This is a genomic window from Streptomyces sp. ERV7, from assembly GCF_001653515.1.
Classification (GTDB): Bacteria; Actinomycetota; Actinomycetes; order Streptomycetales; family Streptomycetaceae; genus Streptomyces.
The window spans coordinates 638,955-661,349 of the sequence record NZ_LYOY01000001.1; the positions used below are offsets into that span (position 1 = coordinate 638,955).

General features: G+C 70.7%; 27 protein-coding genes, 1 pseudogene and 1 riboswitch. Of the genes and pseudogenes, 14 read left to right on the top strand and 14 right to left on the bottom strand.

The window, feature by feature from the left end:
- Nucleotides 1-24 precede the first annotated feature (24 nt).
- From A8W25_RS02800 to A8W25_RS02815, 5 genes are all read left to right on the top strand, one after another.
- Nucleotides 25-1,050 (top strand): 6-phosphofructokinase, encoded by a 1,026-nt coding sequence (locus A8W25_RS02800; RefSeq protein ID WP_067155157.1) that lies wholly within the window; start codon nt 25-27, stop codon nt 1,048-1,050.
- 105 nt (nt 1,051-1,155) lie between these two features.
- Nucleotides 1,156-2,106, top strand: a complete 951-nt coding sequence (locus tag A8W25_RS02805) for a cytochrome c oxidase assembly protein (RefSeq protein ID WP_067155161.1) — start codon at nt 1,156-1,158, stop codon at nt 2,104-2,106.
- A gap of 83 nt (nt 2,107-2,189) precedes the next feature.
- Nucleotides 2,190-2,348 (top strand): hypothetical protein, encoded by a 159-nt coding sequence (locus tag A8W25_RS34250; protein ID WP_180357116.1) that lies wholly within the window; start codon nt 2,190-2,192, stop codon nt 2,346-2,348.
- A gap of 60 nt (nt 2,349-2,408) precedes the next feature.
- Nucleotides 2,409-3,110, top strand: a complete 702-nt coding sequence (locus tag A8W25_RS02810; RefSeq protein ID WP_067155164.1) for a lysophospholipid acyltransferase family protein — start codon at nt 2,409-2,411, stop codon at nt 3,108-3,110.
- Between the two features lie 64 nt (nt 3,111-3,174).
- The gene (locus A8W25_RS02815; RefSeq protein WP_067155167.1) at nt 3,175-4,209 is read left to right on the top strand and encodes an NAD-dependent epimerase/dehydratase family protein; all 1,035 of its coding nucleotides are present in this window, start codon (nt 3,175-3,177) and stop codon (nt 4,207-4,209) included.
- Nucleotides 4,210-4,263: 54 nt separating this feature from the next.
- On the opposite strand, the gene A8W25_RS02820 is transcribed toward A8W25_RS02815, so the two are convergent.
- The 3 genes from A8W25_RS02820 to ureG form a co-directional block, all read right to left on the bottom strand.
- A complete protein-coding gene (locus tag A8W25_RS02820; RefSeq protein ID WP_079125768.1) occupies nt 4,264-5,841 on the bottom strand; it encodes an alpha/beta hydrolase in 1,578 nt (525 codons plus the stop codon).
- A gap of 109 nt (nt 5,842-5,950) precedes the next feature.
- Nucleotides 5,951-6,724 carry an urease accessory protein UreD gene (locus A8W25_RS02825; RefSeq protein WP_107470607.1) on the bottom strand — a complete coding sequence of 258 codons (774 nt, stop codon included), beginning with the start codon at nt 6,722-6,724 and terminating at the stop codon, nt 5,951-5,953.
- Nucleotides 6,721-7,398 carry an urease accessory protein UreG gene (gene ureG, locus A8W25_RS02830; RefSeq protein ID WP_067155176.1) on the bottom strand — a complete coding sequence of 226 codons (678 nt, stop codon included), beginning with the start codon at nt 7,396-7,398 and terminating at the stop codon, nt 6,721-6,723. The genes A8W25_RS02825 and ureG overlap by 4 nt, the downstream gene beginning before the upstream one ends.
- A gap of 149 nt (nt 7,399-7,547) precedes the next feature.
- Between ureG and A8W25_RS34665 the strand changes: the two are divergent.
- Together A8W25_RS34665 and A8W25_RS34255 are read left to right on the top strand one after the other, a co-directional pair.
- A pseudogene (locus A8W25_RS34665) lies at nt 7,548-7,856 on the top strand (hypothetical protein); the annotation flags it as partial.
- 135 nt (nt 7,857-7,991) lie between these two features.
- Nucleotides 7,992-8,165: a hypothetical protein gene (locus A8W25_RS34255; RefSeq protein WP_420708393.1), complete on the top strand. Its 174-nt coding sequence runs from the start codon at nt 7,992-7,994 to the stop codon at nt 8,163-8,165.
- Nucleotides 8,166-8,288: 123 nt separating this feature from the next.
- Here the strand turns inward: A8W25_RS34255 and A8W25_RS02845 are convergent, their stop codons facing one another.
- Complete coding sequence (locus tag A8W25_RS02845; protein WP_067155185.1) at nt 8,289-8,627, bottom strand: metal-sensitive transcriptional regulator; 339 nt, start codon at nt 8,625-8,627, stop codon at nt 8,289-8,291.
- Between the two features lie 206 nt (nt 8,628-8,833).
- Between A8W25_RS02845 and A8W25_RS02850 the strand changes: the two genes are divergently transcribed.
- Together A8W25_RS02850 and A8W25_RS02855 are read left to right on the top strand one after the other, a co-directional pair.
- On the top strand, nt 8,834-9,454 hold the full coding sequence (locus A8W25_RS02850) for a DUF47 domain-containing protein (RefSeq protein ID WP_067155188.1): 621 nt from the start codon (nt 8,834-8,836) through the stop codon (nt 9,452-9,454).
- Nucleotides 9,455-9,459: 5 nt separating this feature from the next.
- Nucleotides 9,460-10,458 (top strand): inorganic phosphate transporter, encoded by a 999-nt coding sequence (locus A8W25_RS02855; RefSeq protein ID WP_067155191.1) that lies wholly within the window; start codon nt 9,460-9,462, stop codon nt 10,456-10,458.
- Nucleotides 10,459-10,825: 367 nt separating this feature from the next.
- On the opposite strand, the gene pstB is transcribed toward A8W25_RS02855, so the two are convergent.
- From pstB to A8W25_RS02895, 8 genes are all read right to left on the bottom strand, one after another.
- Nucleotides 10,826-11,602: a phosphate ABC transporter ATP-binding protein PstB gene (pstB, locus tag A8W25_RS02860; protein ID WP_067155195.1), complete on the bottom strand. Its 777-nt coding sequence runs from the start codon at nt 11,600-11,602 to the stop codon at nt 10,826-10,828.
- 29 nt (nt 11,603-11,631) lie between these two features.
- Nucleotides 11,632-12,708: a phosphate ABC transporter permease PstA gene (gene pstA, locus A8W25_RS02865; RefSeq protein WP_067155198.1), complete on the bottom strand. Its 1,077-nt coding sequence runs from the start codon at nt 12,706-12,708 to the stop codon at nt 11,632-11,634.
- A complete protein-coding gene (gene pstC / locus A8W25_RS02870; protein ID WP_067155201.1) occupies nt 12,708-13,697 on the bottom strand; it encodes a phosphate ABC transporter permease subunit PstC in 990 nt (329 codons plus the stop codon). Before pstC ends, pstA begins: the two co-directional genes overlap by 1 nt.
- A gap of 44 nt (nt 13,698-13,741) precedes the next feature.
- On the bottom strand, nt 13,742-14,416 hold the full coding sequence (locus A8W25_RS02875) for an urease accessory protein UreF (RefSeq protein WP_067155204.1): 675 nt from the start codon (nt 14,414-14,416) through the stop codon (nt 13,742-13,744).
- Nucleotides 14,417-14,429: 13 nt separating this feature from the next.
- Entirely contained in the window at nt 14,430-16,151 is a 1,722-nt protein-coding gene (locus tag A8W25_RS02880) for an urease subunit alpha (protein WP_067155207.1), read from the bottom strand.
- Nucleotides 16,144-16,455, bottom strand: coding sequence for an urease subunit beta (locus tag A8W25_RS02885; protein WP_067155210.1), 312 nt, complete (start codon nt 16,453-16,455; stop codon nt 16,144-16,146). The genes A8W25_RS02880 and A8W25_RS02885 overlap by 8 nt, the downstream gene beginning before the upstream one ends.
- Nucleotides 16,456-16,469: 14 nt before the next feature.
- Nucleotides 16,470-16,772: an urease subunit gamma gene (locus tag A8W25_RS02890; RefSeq protein ID WP_067155213.1), complete on the bottom strand. Its 303-nt coding sequence runs from the start codon at nt 16,770-16,772 to the stop codon at nt 16,470-16,472.
- A 210-nt stretch (nt 16,773-16,982) separates the two neighbouring features.
- Entirely contained in the window at nt 16,983-17,264 is a 282-nt protein-coding gene (locus A8W25_RS02895) for a type II toxin-antitoxin system Phd/YefM family antitoxin (RefSeq protein ID WP_067156647.1), read from the bottom strand.
- Between the two features lie 103 nt (nt 17,265-17,367).
- Here A8W25_RS02895 and A8W25_RS02900 point away from each other — a divergent pair, with 103 nt between their 5' ends.
- The 3 genes from A8W25_RS02900 to A8W25_RS02910 all read left to right on the top strand — a co-directional run bounded on the left by A8W25_RS02900 (nt 17,368) and on the right by A8W25_RS02910 (nt 19,291).
- The gene (locus A8W25_RS02900) at nt 17,368-18,000 is read left to right on the top strand and encodes an ATP-dependent Clp protease proteolytic subunit (protein WP_067155216.1); all 633 of its coding nucleotides are present in this window, start codon (nt 17,368-17,370) and stop codon (nt 17,998-18,000) included.
- A 5-nt stretch (nt 18,001-18,005) separates the two neighbouring features.
- Entirely contained in the window at nt 18,006-18,314 is a 309-nt protein-coding gene (locus A8W25_RS02905; protein ID WP_067155219.1) for a hypothetical protein, read from the top strand.
- A 315-nt stretch (nt 18,315-18,629) separates the two neighbouring features.
- Nucleotides 18,630-18,814, top strand: a riboswitch (cyclic di-AMP (ydaO/yuaA leader).
- A 3-nt stretch (nt 18,815-18,817) separates the two neighbouring features.
- Nucleotides 18,818-19,291 carry a C40 family peptidase gene (locus A8W25_RS02910; protein WP_067155222.1) on the top strand — a complete coding sequence of 158 codons (474 nt, stop codon included), beginning with the start codon at nt 18,818-18,820 and terminating at the stop codon, nt 19,289-19,291.
- A gap of 109 nt (nt 19,292-19,400) precedes the next feature.
- Here the strand turns inward: A8W25_RS02910 and A8W25_RS02915 are convergent, their stop codons facing one another.
- Nucleotides 19,401-19,832 carry an ATP-binding protein gene (locus tag A8W25_RS02915; RefSeq protein WP_067155225.1) on the bottom strand — a complete coding sequence of 144 codons (432 nt, stop codon included), beginning with the start codon at nt 19,830-19,832 and terminating at the stop codon, nt 19,401-19,403.
- Between the two features lie 242 nt (nt 19,833-20,074).
- Between A8W25_RS02915 and A8W25_RS02920 the strand changes: the two genes are divergently transcribed.
- Nucleotides 20,075-20,932, top strand: a complete 858-nt coding sequence (locus A8W25_RS02920; protein ID WP_067155228.1) for a helix-turn-helix domain-containing protein — start codon at nt 20,075-20,077, stop codon at nt 20,930-20,932.
- Between the two features lie 10 nt (nt 20,933-20,942).
- Nucleotides 20,943-21,191 (top strand): DUF397 domain-containing protein, encoded by a 249-nt coding sequence (locus A8W25_RS31855; protein ID WP_079125823.1) that lies wholly within the window; start codon nt 20,943-20,945, stop codon nt 21,189-21,191.
- A gap of 16 nt (nt 21,192-21,207) precedes the next feature.
- Here the strand turns inward: A8W25_RS31855 and A8W25_RS02925 are convergent, their stop codons facing one another.
- Nucleotides 21,208-22,350, bottom strand: a complete 1,143-nt coding sequence (locus A8W25_RS02925) for an 8-amino-7-oxononanoate synthase (protein ID WP_067155231.1) — start codon at nt 22,348-22,350, stop codon at nt 21,208-21,210.
- Between the last annotated feature and the right edge of the window lie 45 nt (nt 22,351-22,395).

Genomic DNA, 22,395 nt, shown 5'->3' on the forward strand with positions numbered 1-22,395 from the left:
CACGTTGCAAAGGTTTTCCGGGCAATGCGAATTGGTGTACTCACCTCCGGCGGCGACTGCCCCGGCCTGAACGCCGTCATCCGTTCCGTCGTGCACCGCGCGGTGGTCGACCACGGCGACGAGGTCATCGGCTTCCACGACGGCTGGAAGGGTCTCCTGGAGGCCGACTACCGCAAGCTCGACCTGGACGCGGTCGGCGGCATCCTCGCCCTCGGCGGCACGATCCTCGGCTCCTCCCGCGTCCAGCCCGCGCATCTGCGCGACGGCGTCGAGCGCGCCAGGGGCCATGTCGCCGAGCTCGGCCTCGACGCGATCATCCCGATCGGCGGCGAGGGCACGCTCAAGGCCGCCCATCTGCTCTCCGAGGCCGGTCTGCCCATCGTCGGCGTGCCGAAGACCATCGACAACGACATCGCCTCCACCGATGTCACCTTCGGCTTCGACACGGCCGTGGGCGTGGCCACCGAGGCCCTCGACCGGCTGAAGACGACCGCCGAGTCGCACCAGCGCGTGCTGATCGTCGAGGTCATGGGCCGCCACACCGGCTGGATCGCCCTGCACTCCGGCATGGCCGCCGGCGCCCACGCGATCGTGGTGCCGGAGCGCCCCTTCGACATCGACGAGCTCACCGAGCTGGTCGGCCGCCGGTTCTCGGCGGGCAAGAAGTTCGCGATCGTGGTCGTCGCCGAGGGCGCCAAGCCGCGCGAGGGCTCGATGCGCTTCGACGAGGGCGGCACCGACATCTACGGCCACGAGCGGTTCGCGGGCGTCGCCAGCCAGCTCTCCGTCGAGCTGGAGCGGCGCCTCGGCAAGGAGGCCCGTGCGGTCATCCTCGGCCACGTCCAGCGCGGCGGCACCCCGACCGCGTACGACCGCGTCCTGGCCACCCGGTTCGGCTGGCACGCGGTGGAGGCGGTGCACCGGGGCGAGTTCGGGATGCTGACCGCGCTGCGCGGCACCGACATCACCATGGTCCCGCTCGCCGAGGCCACCGCGACGCTCAAGACCGTCCCCGCCGAGCGGTACGCCGAGGCGGAGTGCGTGCTCTGACAGCCGAGTGGTTTCACGGACAACGAGCCGCCCCCGGTCGCGATCGCGACCGGGGGCGGCTCTAGTCTGGGTGCGGACAACCGGTACGAAATCAGGAGTCAGCGGATGGATCACAGCGGGCACGGCATGACCATGGATCTGCCGCCGTTCACGCTGGAGCGCGGCCTGGAGTGGTCCCTGGACCCGTTCTTCCTGATCGGCTGTGTCGCGGGGCTCGGCCTCTACGGCTGGGCGGTGCTGCGGCTGCGCAGGCGCGGTGACAGCTGGCCGGTGAGCCGGACGGTCTTCTGGACCCTCGGCGTGCTGAGCATCGCCCTGGTGATGTGCACCAAGCTGAACGACTACGGCATGGTCATGTTTAGCGTGCACATGGTCCAGCACATGGTCATCAGCATGCTCTCGCCGATCCTGCTGCTGCTCGGCGCGCCGGTGACCCTGACGCTGCGCGCGCTGCCGGTCGCCGGGCGCGGCCGCAAGGGCCCGCGCGAGCTGCTGCTCGCGCTGCTCCACAGCCGCTATCTCAAGGTGGTCACGCATCCCGCGTTCACCATCCCGATGTTCATCGCGAGCCTGTACGGGCTCTACTTCAGCCCGCTCTTCGACTTCCTGATGGGCTCGAAGACCGGCCACATCGCGATGATGGTCCACTTCCTCGCGGTCGGCCTGATCTTCTTCTGGCCGATCATGGGCGTCGACCCGGGCCCGCACCGCCCCGGCTACATCATGCGGATGCTGGAGCTCTTCGCGGGCATGCCGTTCCACGCCTTCTTCGGCATCGCCCTGATGATGGCGACCCAGCCGATGATCGGCACGTACAAGAACCCGCCCTCCTCGCTCGGCATCGACGCGCTCGCCGACCAGGAGGCGGCCGGCGGCATCGCCTGGGCGTTCAGCGAGATCCCGTCGGTGGTGGTCCTCATCGCGCTCGTCTTCCAGTGGTACGCGACCGAGAAGCGCGAGGCGAGGCGGCACGACCGGGCCGCCGACCGGGACGGCGACAAGGAGCTGGCCGCCTACAACGCCTATCTGGCTTCGCTGAACGCACGCGGGCAGTAACACCCGGTGCGCCGGTATGGCGCGGCGGGCCCCCTCGGGGCGACCATGGACTTCACGGCAGCGGCCGGGAGGAAGGGGACCCCATGCCCGGTACGACGAAGGCGATGGTGGTGCTCACCGTCGTGGCGCTGGTGATGATCACTGCGTACACGGTGGCGCTCGGCAGCAGCGGCTGGCTCTGGTTCGGCTGGGTGGTCCTCGGCCTGGCGACGGTGGGCATGGCGGCTTCGCGCAGCGCCTAGGTCCTGTCGGGTGGACCTGAGCGGCGGCCCGGCGGGCGGGCCGAGTGAGGAGCTGGTGCGTTGCTGTACTACGTGCTCAAGTACGCCGTTCTGGGGCCGCTGCTGCGGCTGCTCTTCCGGCCCAGGATCGAGGGGCTGGAGCACATTCCGGACGAGGGCCCGGCGATCGTCGCGGGCAACCACCTCTCGTTCTCCGACCACTTCCTGATGCCCGTGATGCTCAAGCGCCGCATCACCTTCCTCGCCAAGCAGGAGTACTTCACCGGGCCCGGCGTCAAGGGCCGGCTCACCGCCGCCTTCTTCCGCGCGGTCGGGCAGATCCCGGTGGACCGCTCCGGCAAGGAGGCCGGGCAGGCGGCGATCCGCGAGGGCCTGGGGGTGCTGAGCAAGGACGAGCTCCTGGGCATCTACCCGGAGGGCACCCGCTCGCACGACGGGAAGCTCTACAAGGGCAAGGTCGGGGTCGCCGTGATGGCACTGAGGGCGCAGGTCCCGGTGATCCCGTGCGCGATGGTCGGCACCTTCGAGATCCAGCCGCCCGGCCAGGTGATGCCGAAGATCCGGCGGGTCACCATCCGCTTCGGCGCGCCGCTCGACTTCTCCCGCTACACCGGGATGGAGAACGAGAAGGCGGTGCTGCGGGCCGCCACCGACGAGCTGATGTACAAGATCCTGGAGCTCTCCGGGCAGGAGTACGTCGACCGGTACGCGGCCGACGTGAAGGCCGAGGAGGCCGGAAAGTTCCCCAGGATCCTCGGCTGACAGCGGATCCGCGCAGGGCGCAACCCCCTGTCCCCGGTGATCACATGGCCGTAGCGTCCCGTGCATGGGCAAGGGAACGGCGTTCGTCATAGGGGCAACGGGACAGATCGGCCGGGCCGCGGTGCGCGTGCTCGCCGAGGACGGCTGGGAGGTGCGCGCCGCCTCGCGCGGCGGCGGAAGCGATCCCGGATGGCCGGACGGCGTACGCCCGCTCGCGCTCGACCGGGACGCGGACGGGGAGCTGGCCGCCGCCCTCGGGGACGGCTGCGACGTCCTGGTGGACATGGTGGCGTACGGCGGCGGGCACGCCCGGCAGCTGGCCGCGCTCGGGGACCGGATCGGCTCGGCGGTGGTGATCTCCAGCGGGGCGGTGTACGAGGACGACCGGGGCCGCAGCTTCGACACCCAGGGCGAGCCGGACGGCTCTCCCCGCTACCCGGTGCCGATCCCCGAGTCACTGGCCACGGTCGCGCCGGGCGACCGGACGTACGGCACCCGCAAGATCCAGCTGGAGCGGGAGCTGCTCGCCTCGGCGCTGCCCTCGACGCTGCTGCGGGCGGGCGCGGTCCACGGCCCGCACTGCCGCAGCCCGCGCGAACTGTTCTTCGTGAAGCGGGCGCTGGACCGGCGCCCGGTGCGGGTGCTCGCCCACGGCGGGGCGAGCCGCTTCCATCCGGCGCATGTCGCCAATATCGCCGAGCTGATCAGGCTGGCCGCGCTCCGGCCCGGCTCGCGGGTGCTGAACGCGGCCGATCCACAGGCACCGACCGTCGCCGAGATCGGCGCGGCGGTCGATGAGGTGCTCGGCGTCCGCAGCGAGACGGTCCTCTTCGACGGGGCGCCGGAGGAGGGCACGCTGGGCCTCACCCCGTGGAGCGCGCCGCACTCCGTCGTCTACGACATGGCGGCGGCCGAGCGGGAGCTGGGCTACCGGCCGGTGACCGGGTACGTGGAGTCGCTGCCCGCCACGGTCGCCTCGATCGCGGAGCGGCTCGGCGAGGGCGGCGGTGACTGGCGGGAGGCGTTCCCAGGCATGGCCAAGTACCCGGACCTGTTCGACTACGCGGCCGAGGACGCCTGGCTGGCGGCGCGGGGATGAACGAAGGGGGCGGCCGGAGTTCCCGGCCGCCCCTCGGTCACCTTGCCCAGGCCGTTACGGCTTCGGCGTGGCGTGCGGGGTGCACGTCACATCGGCGCTGTCCACCTTGCCGGTCAGGAAGTAGGCCTCGACCCGCGTGTTGATGCACGGGTTGACCAGACCGGTCACACCGTGCGAACCCGCGTCCTTCTCGGTGATCAGGCGCGAGCCCTTGAAGCGCTGGTGCAGCGAGACGGCGCCCTCGTACGGCGTGGCGGCGTCGCGCGTGCTCTGGACGATCAGGACGGGCGGCAGGCCCTTGCCCGTCTTGACCTCGACCGGGGTCTGCTGCTTGGTCTGCCAGGTGGCACACGGCAGGTTCATCCAGGCGTTCGCCCAGGTCATGAACGGGTTGTTCTTGTGGAGCCGGGTGTTGTCCCGGTCCCACTTCTTCCAGCTGGTGGGCCACTTGGCGTCGGCGCACTCGACGGCGGTGTAGACCGCGTTGCCGTTCTCGGCGCTGATGTTGCCCTTGGTGTCCGACATGTCGGGAGCGGCCGCGTCGACCAGCGCCTTGGTGTCGCCCGCCACGAACTTGCTCCAGGTCTGGGCGGTGGGCGCCCAGGCGGAGTCGTAGTACGGGGCGTTCTGGAAGTACGCGATGAGCTCGGCCGGACCGACCACACCGCCGAGGGGGCTCTTCTCCGCCTGGGCGCGCAGCTTGAGCCACTGCGCCTCGACCTTGGCCCGGGTGTCGCCGAGGTGGAAGGTGGCGTCGTTCTTGGCGACCCAGTCCTCCCAGTCGTTCCAGCGGCCCTGGAAGGCGATGTCCTGGTTCAGGTTGGCCTGGTACCAGATGTTGTCGCGCGACGGGTCGACGACGCTGTCCACCAGCATGCGGCGCACATGCGAGGGGAAGAGCGTGCCGTAGACCGCGCCCAGGTAGGTGCCGTAGGAGACGCCCAGGTAGTTGAGCTTCTTCTCACCGAGCGCGGCGCGGATGACGTCCAGGTCGCGGGCGGTGTTCGGCGTGGTCATGAACGGCAGCATCCAGCCGCTGCGCTCGGCGCAGCCGTCCGCGTACTCGGCGGCGAGCTTGCGCTGGGCACGCTTGTCGGCCTCGCTGGACGGCACCGGGTCCGCCTTCGGCGCCTTGACGAACTCCTGCGGGTCGACACAGGAGATCGGCGTCGAGTGGCCCACGCCGCGCGGGTCGAAGCCCACGAAGTCGTACGCCTTGGCGGTGCCGGCCCACAGGGGGTTCTTGCCGGTCACCCGGGTCGGGAAGCGCATGCCGGAGGCGCCGGGGCCGCCCGGGTTGTAGAGGAGCGCGCCCTGGCGCTCGGCCGGGGTCCCGGTCGAGGCGATGCGGTCGACGGCGAGCTTGATCTGCTGGCCGTACGGGTGGGCGTAGTCCAGCGGAACGCTGACGGAACCGCACTGGATCGGCTTGGCGAAGCCCCAGTCGGCCGGGCAGTCGGTCCAGTCGATGCCCTTCTTGGCCGCCCGCTCGGCGGCGAGCTGCACGCCGCGCGCCTCGGACGTGCCGTGATGACGGCTCTCGGCGGTGGCCGCCGGTGCCGCGATCGCGCCCGCTATGAGCGTGCCCGCGATCAGAGTGCCGGCCGAGCCGAGCACTGCGGTGCGTCTCAAGTGGTTCCTCCCCCTGCTGAGGTGCGCCGCGTCGAAGCGGCGCGTTCCATGGTCTCGGGGGATCCTCGCGCCTCGGTGGCCGTCGAGAACAGGTCGTACTGGTGTTTCTTTACCGAACCGATAGCCGGGGTGCGGAGTCCCGCTGAGCGGTGCGGACTTCTTCGAGCACCTGCCGCAGCAGCCGGGCGTCCGGGGCCAGCGCGGTCACCAGGAACGCGGGCCCTGCCAGCGGAGTCAGCACCGCGCTCCCGCCGAGCATCCGCGCCTCGACGGGCCACTCGGCCAACTCCGGGTCGACGACGAGGAGTTGCCCCACCGCCCGGTGCCCGCCCAGGACCGCCGAACCGTTCCAGCCACCGGGCGCACCGGGTCCGTACGACAGCGCCTGGTCGAGGAGGGGGCGGCCCGCGCGGTGCACGGTCAGCCGGGTGGCGAGCGTTCCGGGGTCCTCGCCGTGCCGCCCGAGGATCTGCTCCTCCCGCAGGACCAGCCGTGCGTCCGGGGCGAGCTCGACGCGGGTGCGCATCCGCAGATCGCTGCCGCGCGCCGAGATCAGCTGCTCGGGCAGCCAGTGCAGCTCACCGCCGGGGCCGACGCTCAGGCGTACGTCGTACCGGGCCTGCTCGCCGGTGCGGCCGGGCAGGGCGATGGTGGCGGCGGCCGAGTCGACGGTGAGCCGGGCTCCGTCCCGCACCTCGGCCTCCACGGCGAGGCGGTCGCCGCCGAGCGGGGCGCTCATCGCCCCGACGACGGTGACCCGGTGGTGCGCGCCGGTGGCCCGGGTGCGGCGCAGCGCCAGCGGCCCCTCACCGGCCAGGACGGGCAGGCCCTCGGGGGTGGCGACGATCCGGGCGGTGGCGCGCACCCCCGCGCCGGTGGTCATCCCCGCCATGCGGCGAGCCGTTCCCGTACCCACTCGGCGACCGCGTCCACGCCGTCCTCGGACCTCAACGACTGGAAGACGACGGGCAGTTCGGCGCGCTGCTCCTTGGCGTCGCGGGCCATCCGCGCCAGGTCCGAGCCGACGTACGGGGCGAGGTCGGTCTTGTTGACGACGAGCAGGTCGGCCGTGGTCACTCCCGGCCCGCCCTTGCGGGGGATGTCGTCGCCGCCCGCCACGTCGATGACGAAGATCTGGGCGTCCACCAGCCCCTTGGAGAAGGTCGCGGTGAGGTTGTCGCCGCCGGACTCGACCAGGATCAGATCGAGCGGCCCGACGGCCTCCTCCAGGTCCTCGACCGCTTCGAGGTTGGCGGAGATGTCGTCCCTGATGGCGGTGTGCGGGCAGGCGCCGGTCTCCACGGCCTGGATCCGCTCGGGCGGCAGCACGGCATTGCGCAGCAGGAACTCGGCGTCCTCGCGGGTGTAGATGTCGTTGGTGACGACGGCGAGCGAGAACCGGTCCCGCAGGGCCTGACAGAGCGCGGCCACGGTGGCGGTCTTCCCGGACCCGACGGGTCCGCCGAGCCCGACGCGCAGCGCACGGCGGGTCCCGTCGGGGCGATGCGCGTCGGCGCTGACGGCGGCGGGGCCGTGAGGGGAGTGGTCGAGATGCATGGGGCGACTCCACTTGTCGGGTCGGGGGCCTTTCAGCCCGTCCGGCGTTTGAGGACGAGCCCGTTCAGGGCGACAGGGGGGTCCGGGGGCAGGGCCCCCCGGCAACGGCGGCCCTGCCCCCGACTCGCCCCCGGCAGGGGTTCGGGAAGGGGCTCCGGGTCCGGCACTACCGGGGCACCGCCGACATCCCCCGCGCGGCGGACGCGGCCGGGCCGCACGCGCGCGGATCGCTGGCGGCGGCGGCGAAAGGGTTCGGCAGGGACAAGGGCGCGGTGCCGTTCGACGCGTACTTCGACGCCCAGGGCCTGCTGCGCAAGCTGCGCCAGCGGTTCAGCTACGTCAACGACGGGCGGACGGTCGCGGTCGCCTCGACCACGCTGCTGTACGGATTCGGGGTGCCCGCGGCCGTGAACCTTCCGGCCGAGCGGGACATCTACGCCGGAAAGATCGAGTCATAGGGGTTCGGGGGGCGTTCGGGAATTCAGTCATGGGCGGTGGCGGAAATGGTCCGTCCGTGCCATGCGCGGTGTGTGTCCTCCTCCCTACGCTAGGAAGCCGACGACGGCAGAAAGAGGGGTAGAGGGGTGAGGTGCGTGGCCGGGCTTCGCAGCACAACCGTCCAGGACCACGTGGCCCTCGTCGAGATCGAGCTGTGCGGTGAGCTGATGATCGCCGCGTCGGCCGCGGACGGGGAGCGGCTCAGTCCGGACCTGATCGACGAGGTGCTCAAGGTCGAGCCCGAGGGCTCCTCGGGGAGCGGGGGCTGATTCCGGCCAAGTCGGTCCGCCCGGTGGACGTGACCGACCCCGGCCGCTGCTTTTCGGCCAGGTGGCCGGGGTGGCTGCACTGACGCGCGGGACGCGCCGGGCTGTCCGCGGGGACTGAATCCCTTACGTACGGAGCAGCCGGGCGATCGCCTTGGTCGCCTCTTCCACCTTGGCGTCGATCTCCCCGCCGCCCTTCACCGCGGCGTCCGCGACGCAGTGCCGCAGGTGCTCCTCCAGGAGCTGGAGGGCGAAGGACTGGAGGGCCTTCGTGGACGCGGAGACCTGGGTGAGTATGTCGATGCAGTAGACGTCCTCGTCCACCAGGCGCTGGAGCCCGCGGATCTGGCCCTCGATGCGGCGCAGCCGCTTGAGGTGCTCGTCCTTCTGCTTGTGGTAGCCGTGCACCGTGTGCGGCTGGTCCGTGAGGACGGTGTCCGGCTCGGCGGGCTCGGTGGTCGTCATCGCGTCCTCCCGTTGTGCGAAGAGGGGGTGGATACCCCTCGTGGGTATAGGGTACCGAACCCTGCGAAAGCGGGCCCGGAAACGGGCCGGGGGCCCGTGCTGATCACTGTGCCTGATGGGCGACACTGAAGTACGCCGGTTAGCCGTGGCCGGATGATGCGCCTAGCATCAGCCTGACCGAATCCAGAGCACCCCGAGGACCCCACGTGCGCTTTCGTCTGACCCCCAGGGAGACGAGCTTCTACGACATGTTCTCCGCATCCGCGGACAACATCGTCACGGGCTCGAAGCTCCTCATGGAACTGCTCGGAGCGGACTCCGCGTCCCGGGCCGAGATCGCGGAGCGCATGCGGGCAGCGGAGCACGCGGGCGACGACGCGACCCACGCGATCTTCCACCAGCTGAACTCCTCGTTCATCACGCCGTTCGACCGCGAGGACATCTACAACCTCGCTTCGTGCCTCGACGACATCATGGACTTCATGGAGGAGGCCGTCGACCTCGTCGTCCTCTACAACGTCGAGGAACTGCCCAAGGGCGTCGAGCAGCAGATCGAGGTGCTGGCCCGGGCGGCCGAGCTGACCGCCGAGGCCATGCCGAACCTGCGGACGATGTCCAACCTCACCGAGTACTGGATCGAGGTCAACCGGCTGGAGAACCAGGCCGACCAGATCCACCGCAAGCTGCTCGCCCATCTCTTCAACGGCAAGTACGACGCCATTGAGGTGCTCAAGCTCAAGCAGATCGTGGACGTACTCGAAGAGGCCGCGGACGCCTTCGAGCACGTGGCGAACACGGTGGAGACCATCGCGGTCAAGGAGTCCTGAGCTTCGTGGACACCTTTGCACTGGTCGTGACCATCGCGGTCGCGCTCGGATTCACGTACACGAACGGGTTCCACGACTCGGCGAACGCCATCGCGACCTCCGTCTCGACGCGGGCGCTGACCCCGCGCGCGGCGCTGGCGATGGCCGCCGTGATGAACCTGGCCGGTGCCTTCCTCGGCAGCGGTGTCGCCAAGACCGTCAGTGAAGGCCTGATCGCCACCCCCGAGGGCAACAAGGGGATGGGGATCCTGTTCGCCGCGCTGGTCGGGGCGATCATCTGGAACCTGGTGACCTGGTACTTCGGGCTGCCGTCCTCGTCCTCGCACGCCCTGTTCGGCGGCATGGTCGGTGCGGCGCTCGCGGGCGGCACGACCGTCCACTGGAACGGCGTGCTCGACAAGGTCGTCATCCCGATGTTCATCTCGCCGGTGGTCGGCCTCATCGCCGGCTATCTGGTGATGTGCGCGATCCTGTGGATGTTCCGCAAGGCGAACCCGCACAAGGCGAAGCGGGGCTTCCGTATCGCGCAGACCGTCTCGGCGGCCGGAATGGCGCTCGGCCACGGTCTGCAGGACGCGCAGAAGACCATGGGCATCGTGGTGATGGCCCTGGTCATCGCCGATGTGCAGTCCGCGGGCGACGAGATCCCGATCTGGGTGAAGATCGCTTGCGCGGCGATGCTGTCGCTGGGTACGTACGCGGGTGGCTGGCGCATCATGCGGACGCTGGGGCGGAAGATCATCGAGCTGGATCCGCCGCAGGGGTTCGCGGCGGAGACGACCGGTGCGTCGATCATGTTCGGGTCCGCGTTCCTGTTCCACGCGCCGATCTCCACGACGCATGTGATCACTTCGGCGATCATGGGTGTGGGGGCGACGAAGCGGGTCAACGCGGTGCGGTGGGGGGTGGCCAAGAACATCATTCTTGGCTGGTTCATCACGATGCCGGCGGCGGCGGTCGTCGCGGCGGCGAGCTATTACGTGGTGCGGGTCTTCTTCGGCTGAGCGCCGCTCGCTTGAAGGGGCTCGGGGCTTCGCCCCGGGCCCCTTTCGTTTACCTGCGGTCCGGTGGGGGCGTGCCGCGCAGTTCCCCGCGCCCCTTGAAGGGCCGTCCCGCGCCCGCGGACCGTGCTGGGTTGCTCGCGCAGTTCCCCGCGCCCCTGAAGACCGGGGGCTGAGCTGAGTAGTCCGGCTGCGGCGGACTACCTGAGGGGCGCGGGGAACTGCGCGACGAGCCCCCACCGGCCCGCAGAGGAATCCCGCCCCCCCGAACGGCTTCGTGGACGGAAAATGGGCCCGCCTCCTGACACCAGGAGGCGGGCCCTTCGTCTTGCGGTGGCACCGCCATGCAGCACCGCAGACGGCTTGGGGTCTATCCGAAGCGGCCCGAGATGTAGTCCTCGGTCGCCTGGACGGACGGGTTGGAGAAGATCCGCGCGGTCTCGTCGAGCTCGATGAGACGGCCGGGCTGGCCGACGGCCGCCAGGTTGAAGAACGCCGTACGGTCCGAGACGCGCGCTGCCTGCTGCATGTTGTGCGTCACGATGACGATCGTGAAGCGCTCCTTCAGCTCGCCGATCAGGTCCTCGATCGCGAGGGTCGAGATCGGGTCCAGGGCGGAGCAGGGCTCGTCCATCAGGAGGACGTCGGGCTCGACCGCGATCGCGCGGGCGATGCACAGACGCTGCTGCTGGCCGCCGGACAGGCCCGAGCCGGGCTTGTTGAGGCGGTCCTTGACCTCGTTCCAGAGGTTCGCGCCCTTGAGGGACTTCTCGACGACGTCCGCCAGCTGGTTCTTCTTGTACGAGCCGTTCAGCCGCAGACCGGCCGCCACGTTGTCGAAGATCGACATGGTGGGGAACGGGTTCGGGCGCTGGAAGACCATGCCGACCGTACGGCGCACGGCGACCGGGTCGACGTCCTTGCCGTACAGGTTCTCGTCGTCCAGGAGCACCTTGCCCTCGACGCGGCCACCGGGGGTGACCTCGTGCATCCGGTTCAGGGTGCGCAGGAACGTGGACTTGCCGCAGCCGGACGGGCCGATGAAGGCCGTCACGGAGCGGGGCTCCACGGTCATCGAGATGTCCTCGATCGCCTTGTGGGAGCCGTAGTACGCGGTCAGGCCGCTGACGTCGATTCGCTTGGCCATGGAAATCACTGCTTCTTTCGTTGGTCGCGTCAGCGGCCGGTCTTCGGGGCCTTCCAGCGGGCGATGCCGCGGGCCACCAGATTGAGGATCATGACGAAGGCGATCAGCACCAGGGCACCGGCCCACGCGCGGTCGTACGACGCGTCGCTGCCGACCCGGAACTGCTCCCAGATGTAGAAGGGGAGCGAGGACTGGGCGCCGTCGAAGGGGTTGGTGTTGATCAGCTGGCTGCCGAAGACGAGCAGCATGATCGGCGCGGTCTCACCGGCGATACGGGCGATGGCGAGCATGACGCCCGTGGTGATGCCGCCGATCGCGGTCGGCAGGACCACCTTCAGGATCGTGCGCCACTTCGGCACACCGAGGGCCAGCGAGGCCTCGCGCAGCTCGTTCGGTACGAGCTTGAGCATCTCCTCGGTGGAGCGGACCACGACCGGCATCATCAGGATCGCCAGCGCCAGCGAGCCCATGAAGCCGGAGGGCTTGAGCTCGAACATCAGCATCAGGGTGAGGATGAACAGGCCCGCCACGATCGAGGGGATGCCCGTCATCACGTCGACGAAGAACGTCACGGCCTTGGCGAGCGCGCCCTTGCCGTACTCCACCAGGTAGACCGCGGTCAGCAGCCCGATCGGGGCGGAGATCAGGGTGGCGATGCCGACCTGCTCCAGGGTGCCGATCAGCGCGTGGTAGACGCCGCCGCCCTTCTCGAAGCCGGGGACGCCGGCCATGGAGTGGGTCATGAAGTCCGCGTCGAGGACCTTGGTGCCGCGCTTGATCGTCGTCCACAGCAGGGAGAGCAGCGGGACCAGGGCGAGGAGGAAGCACACCCAGACGAGCGAGGTGGCGACGCGGTCCTTGGCCTGGCGCTTGTTCTCGACGACCGCGGTGGTCACGTACGAGACGAGCACGAACAGGAGCGCGGAGAGCAGGCCCCACTGGACCTTGCTGTCCAGGCCGAAGACGAGGCCGATGCCGCAGCCGAGCGCGAGGCCGGCGACGCCGAAGGCGGCCGTGGCCCAGCGGGGCAGACCCCGGCGGCTCAGGCTGCCCCTGCGGGGCGCGGAGGGGGCGGGACGGGTGTCCTGCACTACTGCGTTCGACATCAGGCGTTCGCCCCCGAGTACTCCTTGCGGCGCGCGATGATCAGGCGGGCCGCGCCGTTGACCAGCAGGGTGAGGACGAAGAGCACCAGGCCGGAGGCGATCAGGGCGTCCCGCCCGAGCTCGTTGGCCTCGTCGAACTTCGCCGCGATGTTCTGGGCGAAGGTGCCGCCACCCGGGTTGAGGATGTGCAGCGAGATCAGATAGCTCGGGGAGAGGACCGTGGCGACGGCCATCGTCTCGCCGAGCGCGCGGCCCAGGCCCAGCATGGAGGCCGAGATGATGCCGGAGCGGCCGAACGGCAGCACCGACAGCCGGATGACCTCCCAGCGGGTGGCGCCGAGGGCCAGCGCGGCCTCCTCGTTCATCCGCGGGACCTGGAGGAAGACCTCGCGGCTCACGCTGGTCACGATCGGCAGGATCATGATCGCGAGCAGGATGCCGACGGTGAAGAGCGAGCGGGCGACGCCGACCTCGGTCTTCTCGAAGACGTAGGTCCAGCCGAGGTACTCGTCGAGCCAGGAGTTCAGGCCCTCCAGGTACGGCACGAGGATCAGGGCGCCCCAGATGCCGTAGATGATCGAGGGGATCGCGGCGAGCAGGTCCACCACGTAGGCGAGGGGCGCGGCCAGCTTGCGCGGCGCGTAGTGCGAGATGAAGAGGGCGATGCCGACAGCGATCGGAACCGCGATGACCATCGCGATGATCGAGCTGGCGACCGTGCCGAAGAGCAGGACGGCGATGCCGAAGACCGGCTTGTCCCCGGCGGGGTTCCAGTCGAAGGTGGTGAGGAAGTTGCCCTCGTCCTTCGAGATGGCCATCCCCGCGCGGACGCTCAGGAAGATGGCGATCGACGCCATCAGGACGAGCAGGAAGATGCCGGATCCCCGGGAGAGGCCGAGGAAGACCTTGTCGCCCGCGCGCCCGGTGGACTTCTTGCGCAGGGCGGGAGCCGCCGGTGGCGGCGGGGTGTTCGTGGTTATGGAAGCCATCGATCTTTCCGGTCTGTGGGCGGGGACGGCGGGGTGCGGGAAAGCTACGACGCGAACAGCCGCACCGGCCACGCCGCATGCGCCTCGGCCATGACATCGAGCAGCGGCGCCGACGCGGCGGGCAGCGCGTCCAGCCCCTCCACCGCGGCCGAGGCCGCCAGCCGCGCGGCCCGCGAGGCCACCGCGTCCAGCTCGGGCGCCAGCCGGGCGAGCACCCCGGTGGCGTCGAACGGATCGAGGCTCAGCAGCCGCACCACCGCCGTCGCGGGCCCGCTCACACACTCGTACGCCACACAGTGCGCGGCGTCCTCCGCGCCGAGCCCCGCCGCCCGCGCGGCGAGCCCGAGCACGATCGGCTGATGGGCCCCGCGCGGCCGGGCCGCGGCGAGCGCGGCCAGCTCCTCGCCGGGCCAGGTGGCCCGGGCCGCCCGCATCATCTGGCGGCCGAGCCTGCGCGCGGTGGCGCGCAGCGCGGGCGACGGGGTGCGGGCGTCGGCGGCCTCGTCGAGGGCGAGCGGGTCGAGGCCGAGGGCGGCCGCCGCGGCGAGCGAGGCGGACACCAGACCGGCCGTGTGCAGCCGCCCCCGGCAGAACTCCGCCAGCGAGGCCGCGTCATGGACCCGGCCGGCCTTCACGGCGGGTTCGGCACCCCCCGAGTGGGCGTGCCCACCGGCCGGGAACCGGCCGTCGGCGAGGACGAGCAGAGCTGCGCGAGTCATGTACCAGCCGCTCTCAGAAGAGGAAGTACCGCTGGGCCATGGGCAGTTCGGCGGCGGGCGCGGGCTCCACCGGCTCGCCGTCGATGGTCACCGTGAAGGTGTCCGGGTCGACCCGGACGTCCGGCAGGGCGTCGTTCTCGCGCATGTCCGCCTTGCCCACCCGCCGGGTGCTCTTGATGGCGGTGAACCTCTTGTCCAGGCCCAGCCGCTCGGGCAGCCCGTCGTCCAGGGCCGTCTGCGCCACGAAGTTGAGCGAGTTGGCCGCCGGGGCCTTCCCGTGCGCGCCGAACATCGGCCGGGGCAGCACCGGCTGGGGCGTGGGGATGGACGCGTTGGCGTCGCCCATCTGCGCGTACGCGATCTGGCCGCCCTTGATGACGAGCTGCGGCTTGACGCCGAAGAACGCGGGGTCCCACAGCACCAGGTCCGCGAGCTTGCCCGGCTCGACCGAGCCGATCTCGTCGTCGAGGCCCTGGGCGACCGCCGGGTTGATCGTGTACTTGGCGACATAGCGGCGCGCCCGCTGGTTGTCGGCGCGCCCGTCGCCCGCGAGCGCTCCCCGGCGCACCTTCATCACATGCGCGGTCTGCCAGGTACGCAGGATGACCTCGCCGATCCGGCCCATCGCCTGGGAGTCGGAGGAGAGGATCGAGATGGCGCCCAGGTCGTGCAGGATGTCCTCGGCCGCGATGGTCGAGGGCCGGATGCGGGACTCCGCGAACGCCAGGTCCTCCGGCACCGCCGGATTGAGGTGATGGCAGACCATCAGCATGTCGAGGTGTTCCTCGATGGTGTTGACGGTGTGCGGCCGGGTCGGGTTGGTGGAGCTGGGCAGGACGTACGGCTCGGAGACCACGGTGATGATGTCCGGGGCGTGCCCGCCGCCCGCGCCCTCGGTGTGGTACGCGTGGATGGAGCGTCCCGCGATGGCGGCGAGGGTGTCGCCGACGAAGCCCGCCTCGTTCAACGTGTCGGTGTGGATGGCGAGCTGGGCGCCGGTCTCGTCGCAGACGCGCAGACAGGCGTCGATGACGGCCGGGGTGGCGCCCCAGTCCTCGTGGATCTTGAATCCGAGGGCGCCGCCGCGCAGTTGGGAGTGCATCGCCTCGCGCGACATGGTGTTGCCCTTGCCGAGCAGACCGATGTTGACGGGCGCGTTCTCCAGGGCCGCGAACATCCGGGCCAGATGCCAGGGGCCGGGGGTGACGGTGGTGGCCTTGGTGCCCTCGGCGGGGCCGGTGCCGCCGCCGACGAGGGTGGTGATGCCCGAGGAGAGCGCCTGGTCGACGAGGGTCGGCGAGATGAAGTGGACGTGGGTGTCGACCGCGCCCGCCGTGAGGATCTTCCCGTTGCCCGCGATGATCTCGGTCTCGGGGCCGATGACGAGGTCCGGGTGGACGCCGTCCATGGTGTCGGGGTTGCCGGCCTTGCCGAGTGCGGTGATGCGGCCGTCCCTGATGCCGAGGTCCGCCTTGACGATCCCCCAGTGGTCGAGGACGACGACGCCGGTGATCACGGTGTCGGGCGCGCCCTCGGCACGGGTGGTGCGGGCCTGGCCCATGGACTCGCGGATCACCTTGCCGCCGCCGAACACCGCCTCGTCGCCCGCCCGTCCGGGCCCGCCGCAGCGGTCCTCCTCGACCTCCACGAGCAGATCGGTGTCAGCGAGCCGGATGCGGTCGCCGGTGGTCGGGCCGAACAGGTCGGCGTAGACGGCGCGGTGGAGCTCAGCCATCGAGGGGGCCTCCGATCTCGCCGCGCAGCCCGTGGACGACCCGGCGTCCGGCGAGCGGCACGAGCTCGACGTCCACGGGGATGCCGGGTTCGAAGCGCACGGCGGTGCCCGCGGCGATGTTCAGCCGCAGCCCGCGGGCGGCGGCGCGGTCGAAGTCCAGGCCGGGGTTGGCCTCGGCGAAGTGGTAGTGCGAGCCGACCTGGACGGGCCGGTCGGCGGCGTTGAGGACGGTCATCGTGGTGATCTCGCGGCCCTCGTTGAGGGCGACGGGCTCGTCCGCGAACAGGATCTCTCCGGGAATCACTCGGCGCTCCCCCGTCAGACGATGGGCTCGTGGACGGTGACGAGCTTGGTGCCGTCGGGGAAGGTCGCCTCGACCTGGACGTCGTGGATCATCTCCGGGATGCCCGGCATGACGTCGCCGCGGGAGAGCACCTCGCGTCCGGACACCATGAGTTCGGCGACGGTCCGGCCGTCGCGGGCGCCTTCGAGGATGTGCGAGGTGATGAGCGCCACGGCCTCGGGGTGATTGAGTCTCACCCCCCGAGCGCGGCGCTTGTCCGCGACGTCCGCGGCCACATGGATGAGCAGTCTCTCCTGCTCGTGCGGCGTCAGTTGCACGCTTCCCACCTCACAGTCGTGCCCGGAACGGGGGAGTCCCGCCTCGGCGCTGCGGGACCCCGTCCAAGTTCAACACTCTGTTGACCTGGGGTTCCCTGCTCCACAGCGAGGCATTGCACGTTACGGCCGAAGTTTTTCCGGCTCGTTAACTGACGCTTTGCATATCCATGGCCAATGCATCCATCACCGGCTCCGACGAACCGGAACCGCTCAGTCGCCCGCCGGTGGCTGCCGGTGCTCGGCGGCGATGCCGAAGCGGCGCCGTTCGCCGGGAGCGGACGAGACCTGGCGCACCGACGACACCGAGCTGATCACCTGCTCCTCGGCCGGCTGCGCCGCGCCTTCGAGTCGCTCCAGGTCGGCGGCGGACACCAGGGCGACGAGGGGCTTGCCGTGCCGGGTCACGACGACGCGCTCCCCGCCGTACACCACGCGGTTGATCAGCTCGGCGAGCTCAGCTCGGGCTTGCGTCACCGGAATCTCATAGGCCATGCTCCCCATCATAACGGCCTGTACGTCCTGTACATTTTTTACAGAGACCTCGGCACCGAGACGCATCGGCGCCGAAACGTCGGCACGAGAGAAGAGGTACGTCATGCACGGCCCGTCCGCCCGCTACGTCCTGCCCGAGTTCTCCGAGCGCACCTCCACCGGGGTCCGCACCCTCGACCCGTACTCCAAGCTGCTGGAGGAGCGGATCGTCTTCCTCGGCACCGCCGTCGACGACACCGCGGCCAACGACGTGATGGCCCAGTTCATGCATCTGGAGCACGCCGACCCGGACCGCGACATCTCGCTGTACATCAACTCCCCCGGCGGCTCGCTCACCGCGATGACGGCGATCTACGACACCATGCGGTTCGTCACCTGCGACGTGGAGACGGTGTGCATGGGCCAGGCCGCCTCGTCCGCGGCCGTCCTGCTCGCCGCGGGCACCCCGGGCAAGCGGCTCGCGCTGCCCGGCGCGCGGGTCCTCATCCGTCAGCCGTCGATCGACGAACCGCTCCGCGGCCAGCCGTCCGATCTGGAGATCTACGCCAAGGAACTCCAGCGCGGACGCGAGCTGTTGACGGAGCTGCTGGCCCGCCACACCGGGCGGTCCGTCGAGCGGATCGGCGCCGACATCGAGCGGGACACCATCCTCGACGCCGGCGCCGCGGCCGAGTACGGGCTGATCGACCACGTGGTCGCCGGCCGCAAGAACTCGGCCGCCGCACAAGGGAGGTAGACACCGTGCTGCCCGAACTGCCGCCGCTGCCCGCGCTGACGCGGGCCGAGGGCGAGTTCATCGACGCGTACCTCGACGCGCTCGACAAGCTGGGCCGGATCAACCCCGCCCGGCACCGCGACACCTACGGCGCGCTGCGGGCCGCGCAGGCGCTCGTCGGGCGGGCCGTGGCGCTGCGGGACGCGCTGACGACCATGCATCTGCGCGGCGAGACGGAGCTGCACTCCGAGACGCTGACCCGGACCCTGCGGCTGCTCGACGGGGAGCGCCGGGCGGGCCGCGTCACGGTACCGCCGCCGTCATCGGCGAGTTGACGCCACGGTGTCCGTTCACCCCCGCGCCGGTACGAGTCGACGTCCCCCGTTCGCACCATCCGATGGTCCGAACGACGTACCGGCGCTGTTGCTCCGTATGCGCAGACACCGAGCGGAATGAATCGTTCCAGCACCGTTGCGACGCAGGTCGGACACCCCGTCAGGAGCCTTGAAACATAGATGTACACCTGAATGGGTCAGTCGTGAGGAGCCTCACAAAACGCCGTTTCGGCTCGGAAATCCGACACTTCGTGGGTCAAGATCCCTTCCGACGACAAGCCCCCGCCACCGCGGCGGGGCGGTCCGGGCGGACGCCGAGTCCTGCCGCCGTACCCGGATGACTGGTCGACTGAGTGGATCGGCAGGAGTGGAGGACCCAAGCAGTGCGGGCCCACCGGGAGACCGGGAGGCCCTTGGGGTGAAGCCGCGCGAGCGGCCGGGCATCTTCGCCAGTCCGAACCCGACAGGTCATCCTTCGCAGGCGGTTTGACGAAGGGTCGCGCATGTCTGCGCTGAATAACGTCCCGTCCCTGCTGACCCGAGTCGGCGCGGTATCCGCCCTCACACTCGCCGCCGTCGGCGGCACGATGCTGGCGCCCGGCGCCGGCAGTGAGGCGAGTGCCGCCACACTCGCGACGAAGGCGCTCAACGTCGCCGCGTCGAAGAAGGGCGCACCTTACAAGTACGGCGCCAGCGGCCCGTACCGGTTCGACTGCTCGGGGCTCACCCTCTACTCGTTCAAGCGGGCGGGCAAGAAGCTGCCGCGCACCACCCAGCAGCAGTACAACAGCACCAGGCACATCTCGTCGTCCTCGCGCCAGCGCGGCGACCTGGTGTTCTTCCACTCCGGCTCGAACGTCTACCACGTGGGGATCTACGCCGGGGAGGGCAAGATCTGGCACTCCCCCAAGACCGGGTCCGTGGTCCGGCTGGAGAAGATCTGGTCGAAGAGCGTCTGGTACGGGCGCGTGCGCTGACGCACGGGGCACAAGCGGCACAGGGGGGCCGGTGAGCACGGCGGGCCGGTGAGCACGCCCGTGAGCGCTCACCGGCCCGTGGGCCGGACAGGGCAGGACAGGCCCCGGCTCAGCTCTGGACGGGCGCCGTCCACGGCAGCGCGATCCAGACGGTCTTGCCGCCCTCCGGGGTCGGGGTGACGGACAGCCGCCCCCCGCACTCGGCGGCGAGCCAGCGGATGATCACCATGCCGCGTCCGTTGTCCTGCTGGACGGCGGCGGGAAGACGCTTCGGCCAGCGGGGATGACTGTCGGTCACCCCGATGTGGAGCTGCTCGTCGCGCTCCAGACGCAGATCCACGGTGAAGGTGGGCGACTGGCCGAAGGTGTGCTGCACGGCGTTGGTCGCGAGCTCGGAGACGATCAGGCGGATCGTATCGGCTGAGTCGGCGTCCGAGGGAAGACCCCACTCGGTGAGTACGCCGGCGACATGTCTGCGGGCGGCGGAGACCGAGGCGGGATCGCTCGGCAGAGTGAGGGTTGATTCTTGGTGGTCTGCCATGGCGACGCTGTCCCTTTCCCACCCGGGCCGGCCTGCTGGACTCGTGACGAGCGGACAACCGCGAGGACGGCCCGGACTTGTGCTTCGCGCCAGAGTGCCACTCATCGTGCCGCCGGATGCGCCGATCCACCAAGATGTGCATATATCTGTCGCTCAAAGCGGTGAACTCTGCGACGAAGGACCGTATTTGGGCGCCACACTTGCCCATCACCCGAATCCCGGCCGGGTGGAAGGAGAACGACATGTGGCACGGGCCCGCGGTACGCCGCCGCAAACTCGGCGAGGAGCTGCGCCGGCTGCGCTGCGCGGCCGCCCTCACGAGCGGCGAGGTCGCCCGGCACCTGGGCTGGCACCAGTCGAAGGTGAGCCGGATCGAGACCGGCCGCAGCGGGGTGAAGCCCGCCGACGTGGCCCGGCTGCTCCAGGTGTACGGGGTGGACGACCCCGAACTGCGGGCGCTGCTGGAAGCGCTGGCGGGGGCGGCGGACGGGCGCGGCGGCCAGTGGTGGCAGGCCTACCGTGGGCTGCTGCCGCCCCAGTACCGCGACTTCATCAGCCTGGAGTCGCAGGCGTCGGCGGCGCGCACCCTGGAGACGTCCGTGGTGCCGGGGCTGCTCCAGACGCCCGAGTACGCCCGCGCGGTGACCCGGGCGGCCCTCGGCGGGCTCGACGCGGCGCGGGTGGACTCGCTGGTGGAGGTGCGCCTGGCGCGCCAGGAGGTGCTGCGGGCCGATCCGCCGCTGGAGCTGAGCGCGGTGGTCGACGAGGCGGCGCTGCGCCGGGAGGTGGGCGGGGCGGCCGCGATGCGGCGGCAGTTGCGGCATCTGCTGGAGGCGGCCCAGCTGCCTCAGGTCCGGTTGCGGGTGCTGCCTTTCAGCAGCGGTGGCCATATCGGCCTCACCGGGCCTTTCATTATCTTCTCCTTTCCGCACATTTCCGATCTGGACGTGGTTGTTATCGACCACTTGACGAGTAGCCTCTATCTCGAACGGAGAGAAGACCTTGAGGCGTACAGCGCCGCGTTCCACACGGTCGAGGCGCAGGCCCTCTCGTTCAAGGAATCATTGAATCTCATCGCCGGGATGGCTGACGGCGTGTAAGGGAGGCATGATGCCCGCACCCCCCGTGCATGTACCTTCCAGCACTTCTCTGAACGGTGCGCAGTGGCGGCGCAGCAGCCGTAGTACAGGAATGAACAATTGCGTCGAGGCCGCATTCCTCGACGCCGGTCTGCTGCTCGCCGTCCGTGATTCCAAGCGGACAGCCGGACCCGCGCTGCTCTTCGGAGCGCGAGCCTGGCACACCTTCCTTTCCGGTCTGCCGGTCGAGCTCGACGAGGCGCCCGACGGCAGGAGTTGATCATGCGAACGGGGGACTAGGCGGTGGGCGCGGTCCGCAGGATCGTGTCCACCGCCCACTGGATCTGTTCCTGGGTCAGATCGGCCCGGGCGGTCAGCCGCAGCCGGGAGATGCCGTCCGGCACCGACGGCGGCCGGAAGCACCCCACCGCGAGCCCCGCGCCCCGGCAGTCGGCCGCCCAGGCCACCGCCTGCTCCGCCGACGGCGCCCGCACCGAGACCACGGCCGCGTCCGGCCGCGCCGCCTGAAGACCCGCCGCCGTCAGCCGTTCGTGGAGTTCGGCCGCCACGGCCCGGGCCCGGCCCGCCCGCTCCGGCTCGGCCTCCAGAAGCCGCAGCGCCGCCAGCGCGCCGCCCACCGCCGCGGGTGCGAGACCGGTGTCGAAGATGAACGTACGAGCGGCGTTGACCAGGTGCTGGATGACCCGGGCCGGGCCCAGGACCGCGCCGCCCTGGCTGCCCAGCGACTTCGACAGGGTGAGGGTGGCCACCACGTCGTCCGCGCCCGCGAGCCCGGCCGCGTGCAGCCCGCCCCGGCCGCCCTCGCCGAGCACGCCCAGGCCGTGGGCGTCGTCCACCACCAGCGCCGCCCCGAACTCCCGGCAGACGGCGGCGAGTCCGGGCAGCGGGGCGGCGTCGCCGTCCACCGAGAAGACCGAGTCGCTCACCATGAGCGCGGGCCCGCCGTGGGCGTCCAGCGCCTTGCGCACCGCCTCGGCGTCGGCGTGCGGGACCACCTCGGTCTCCGCGCGCGCCAGCCGGCATCCGTCGACGATCGAGGCGTGGTTGCCCGCGTCGGAGACGATCAGCGTGTCCCGCTCGCCGAGCGCGGTCAGCGCGGCGAGGTTGGCCGCGTACCCGGAGGAGAAGACGAGCGCCGCCTCGAACCCGCAGAACCGGGCGAGCGCGTCCTCCAGCTCGGTGTGGAGCGCGGTGGTCCCGGTGACCAGGCGCGACCCGGTGGATCCGGCGCCCCAGCGCAGCGCCGCGTCGGCGGCGCCCCGGGTGACGGCCGGGTGCCGGGTGAGCCCCAGGTAGTCGTTGCTCGCCAGGTCCAGGAGGTCCTGGTCGGCGGCGCGCGGCCGCAGCACCCGTACGAGACCGGCGCGCTCGCGCCGCTCGGTCGCTCCGTCGATCCAGTCGAATGGCGCTCGGGGCATGGTCGAGATCCCTTTTGTAGGCAGCGCACAGACCCTATTCCGGCG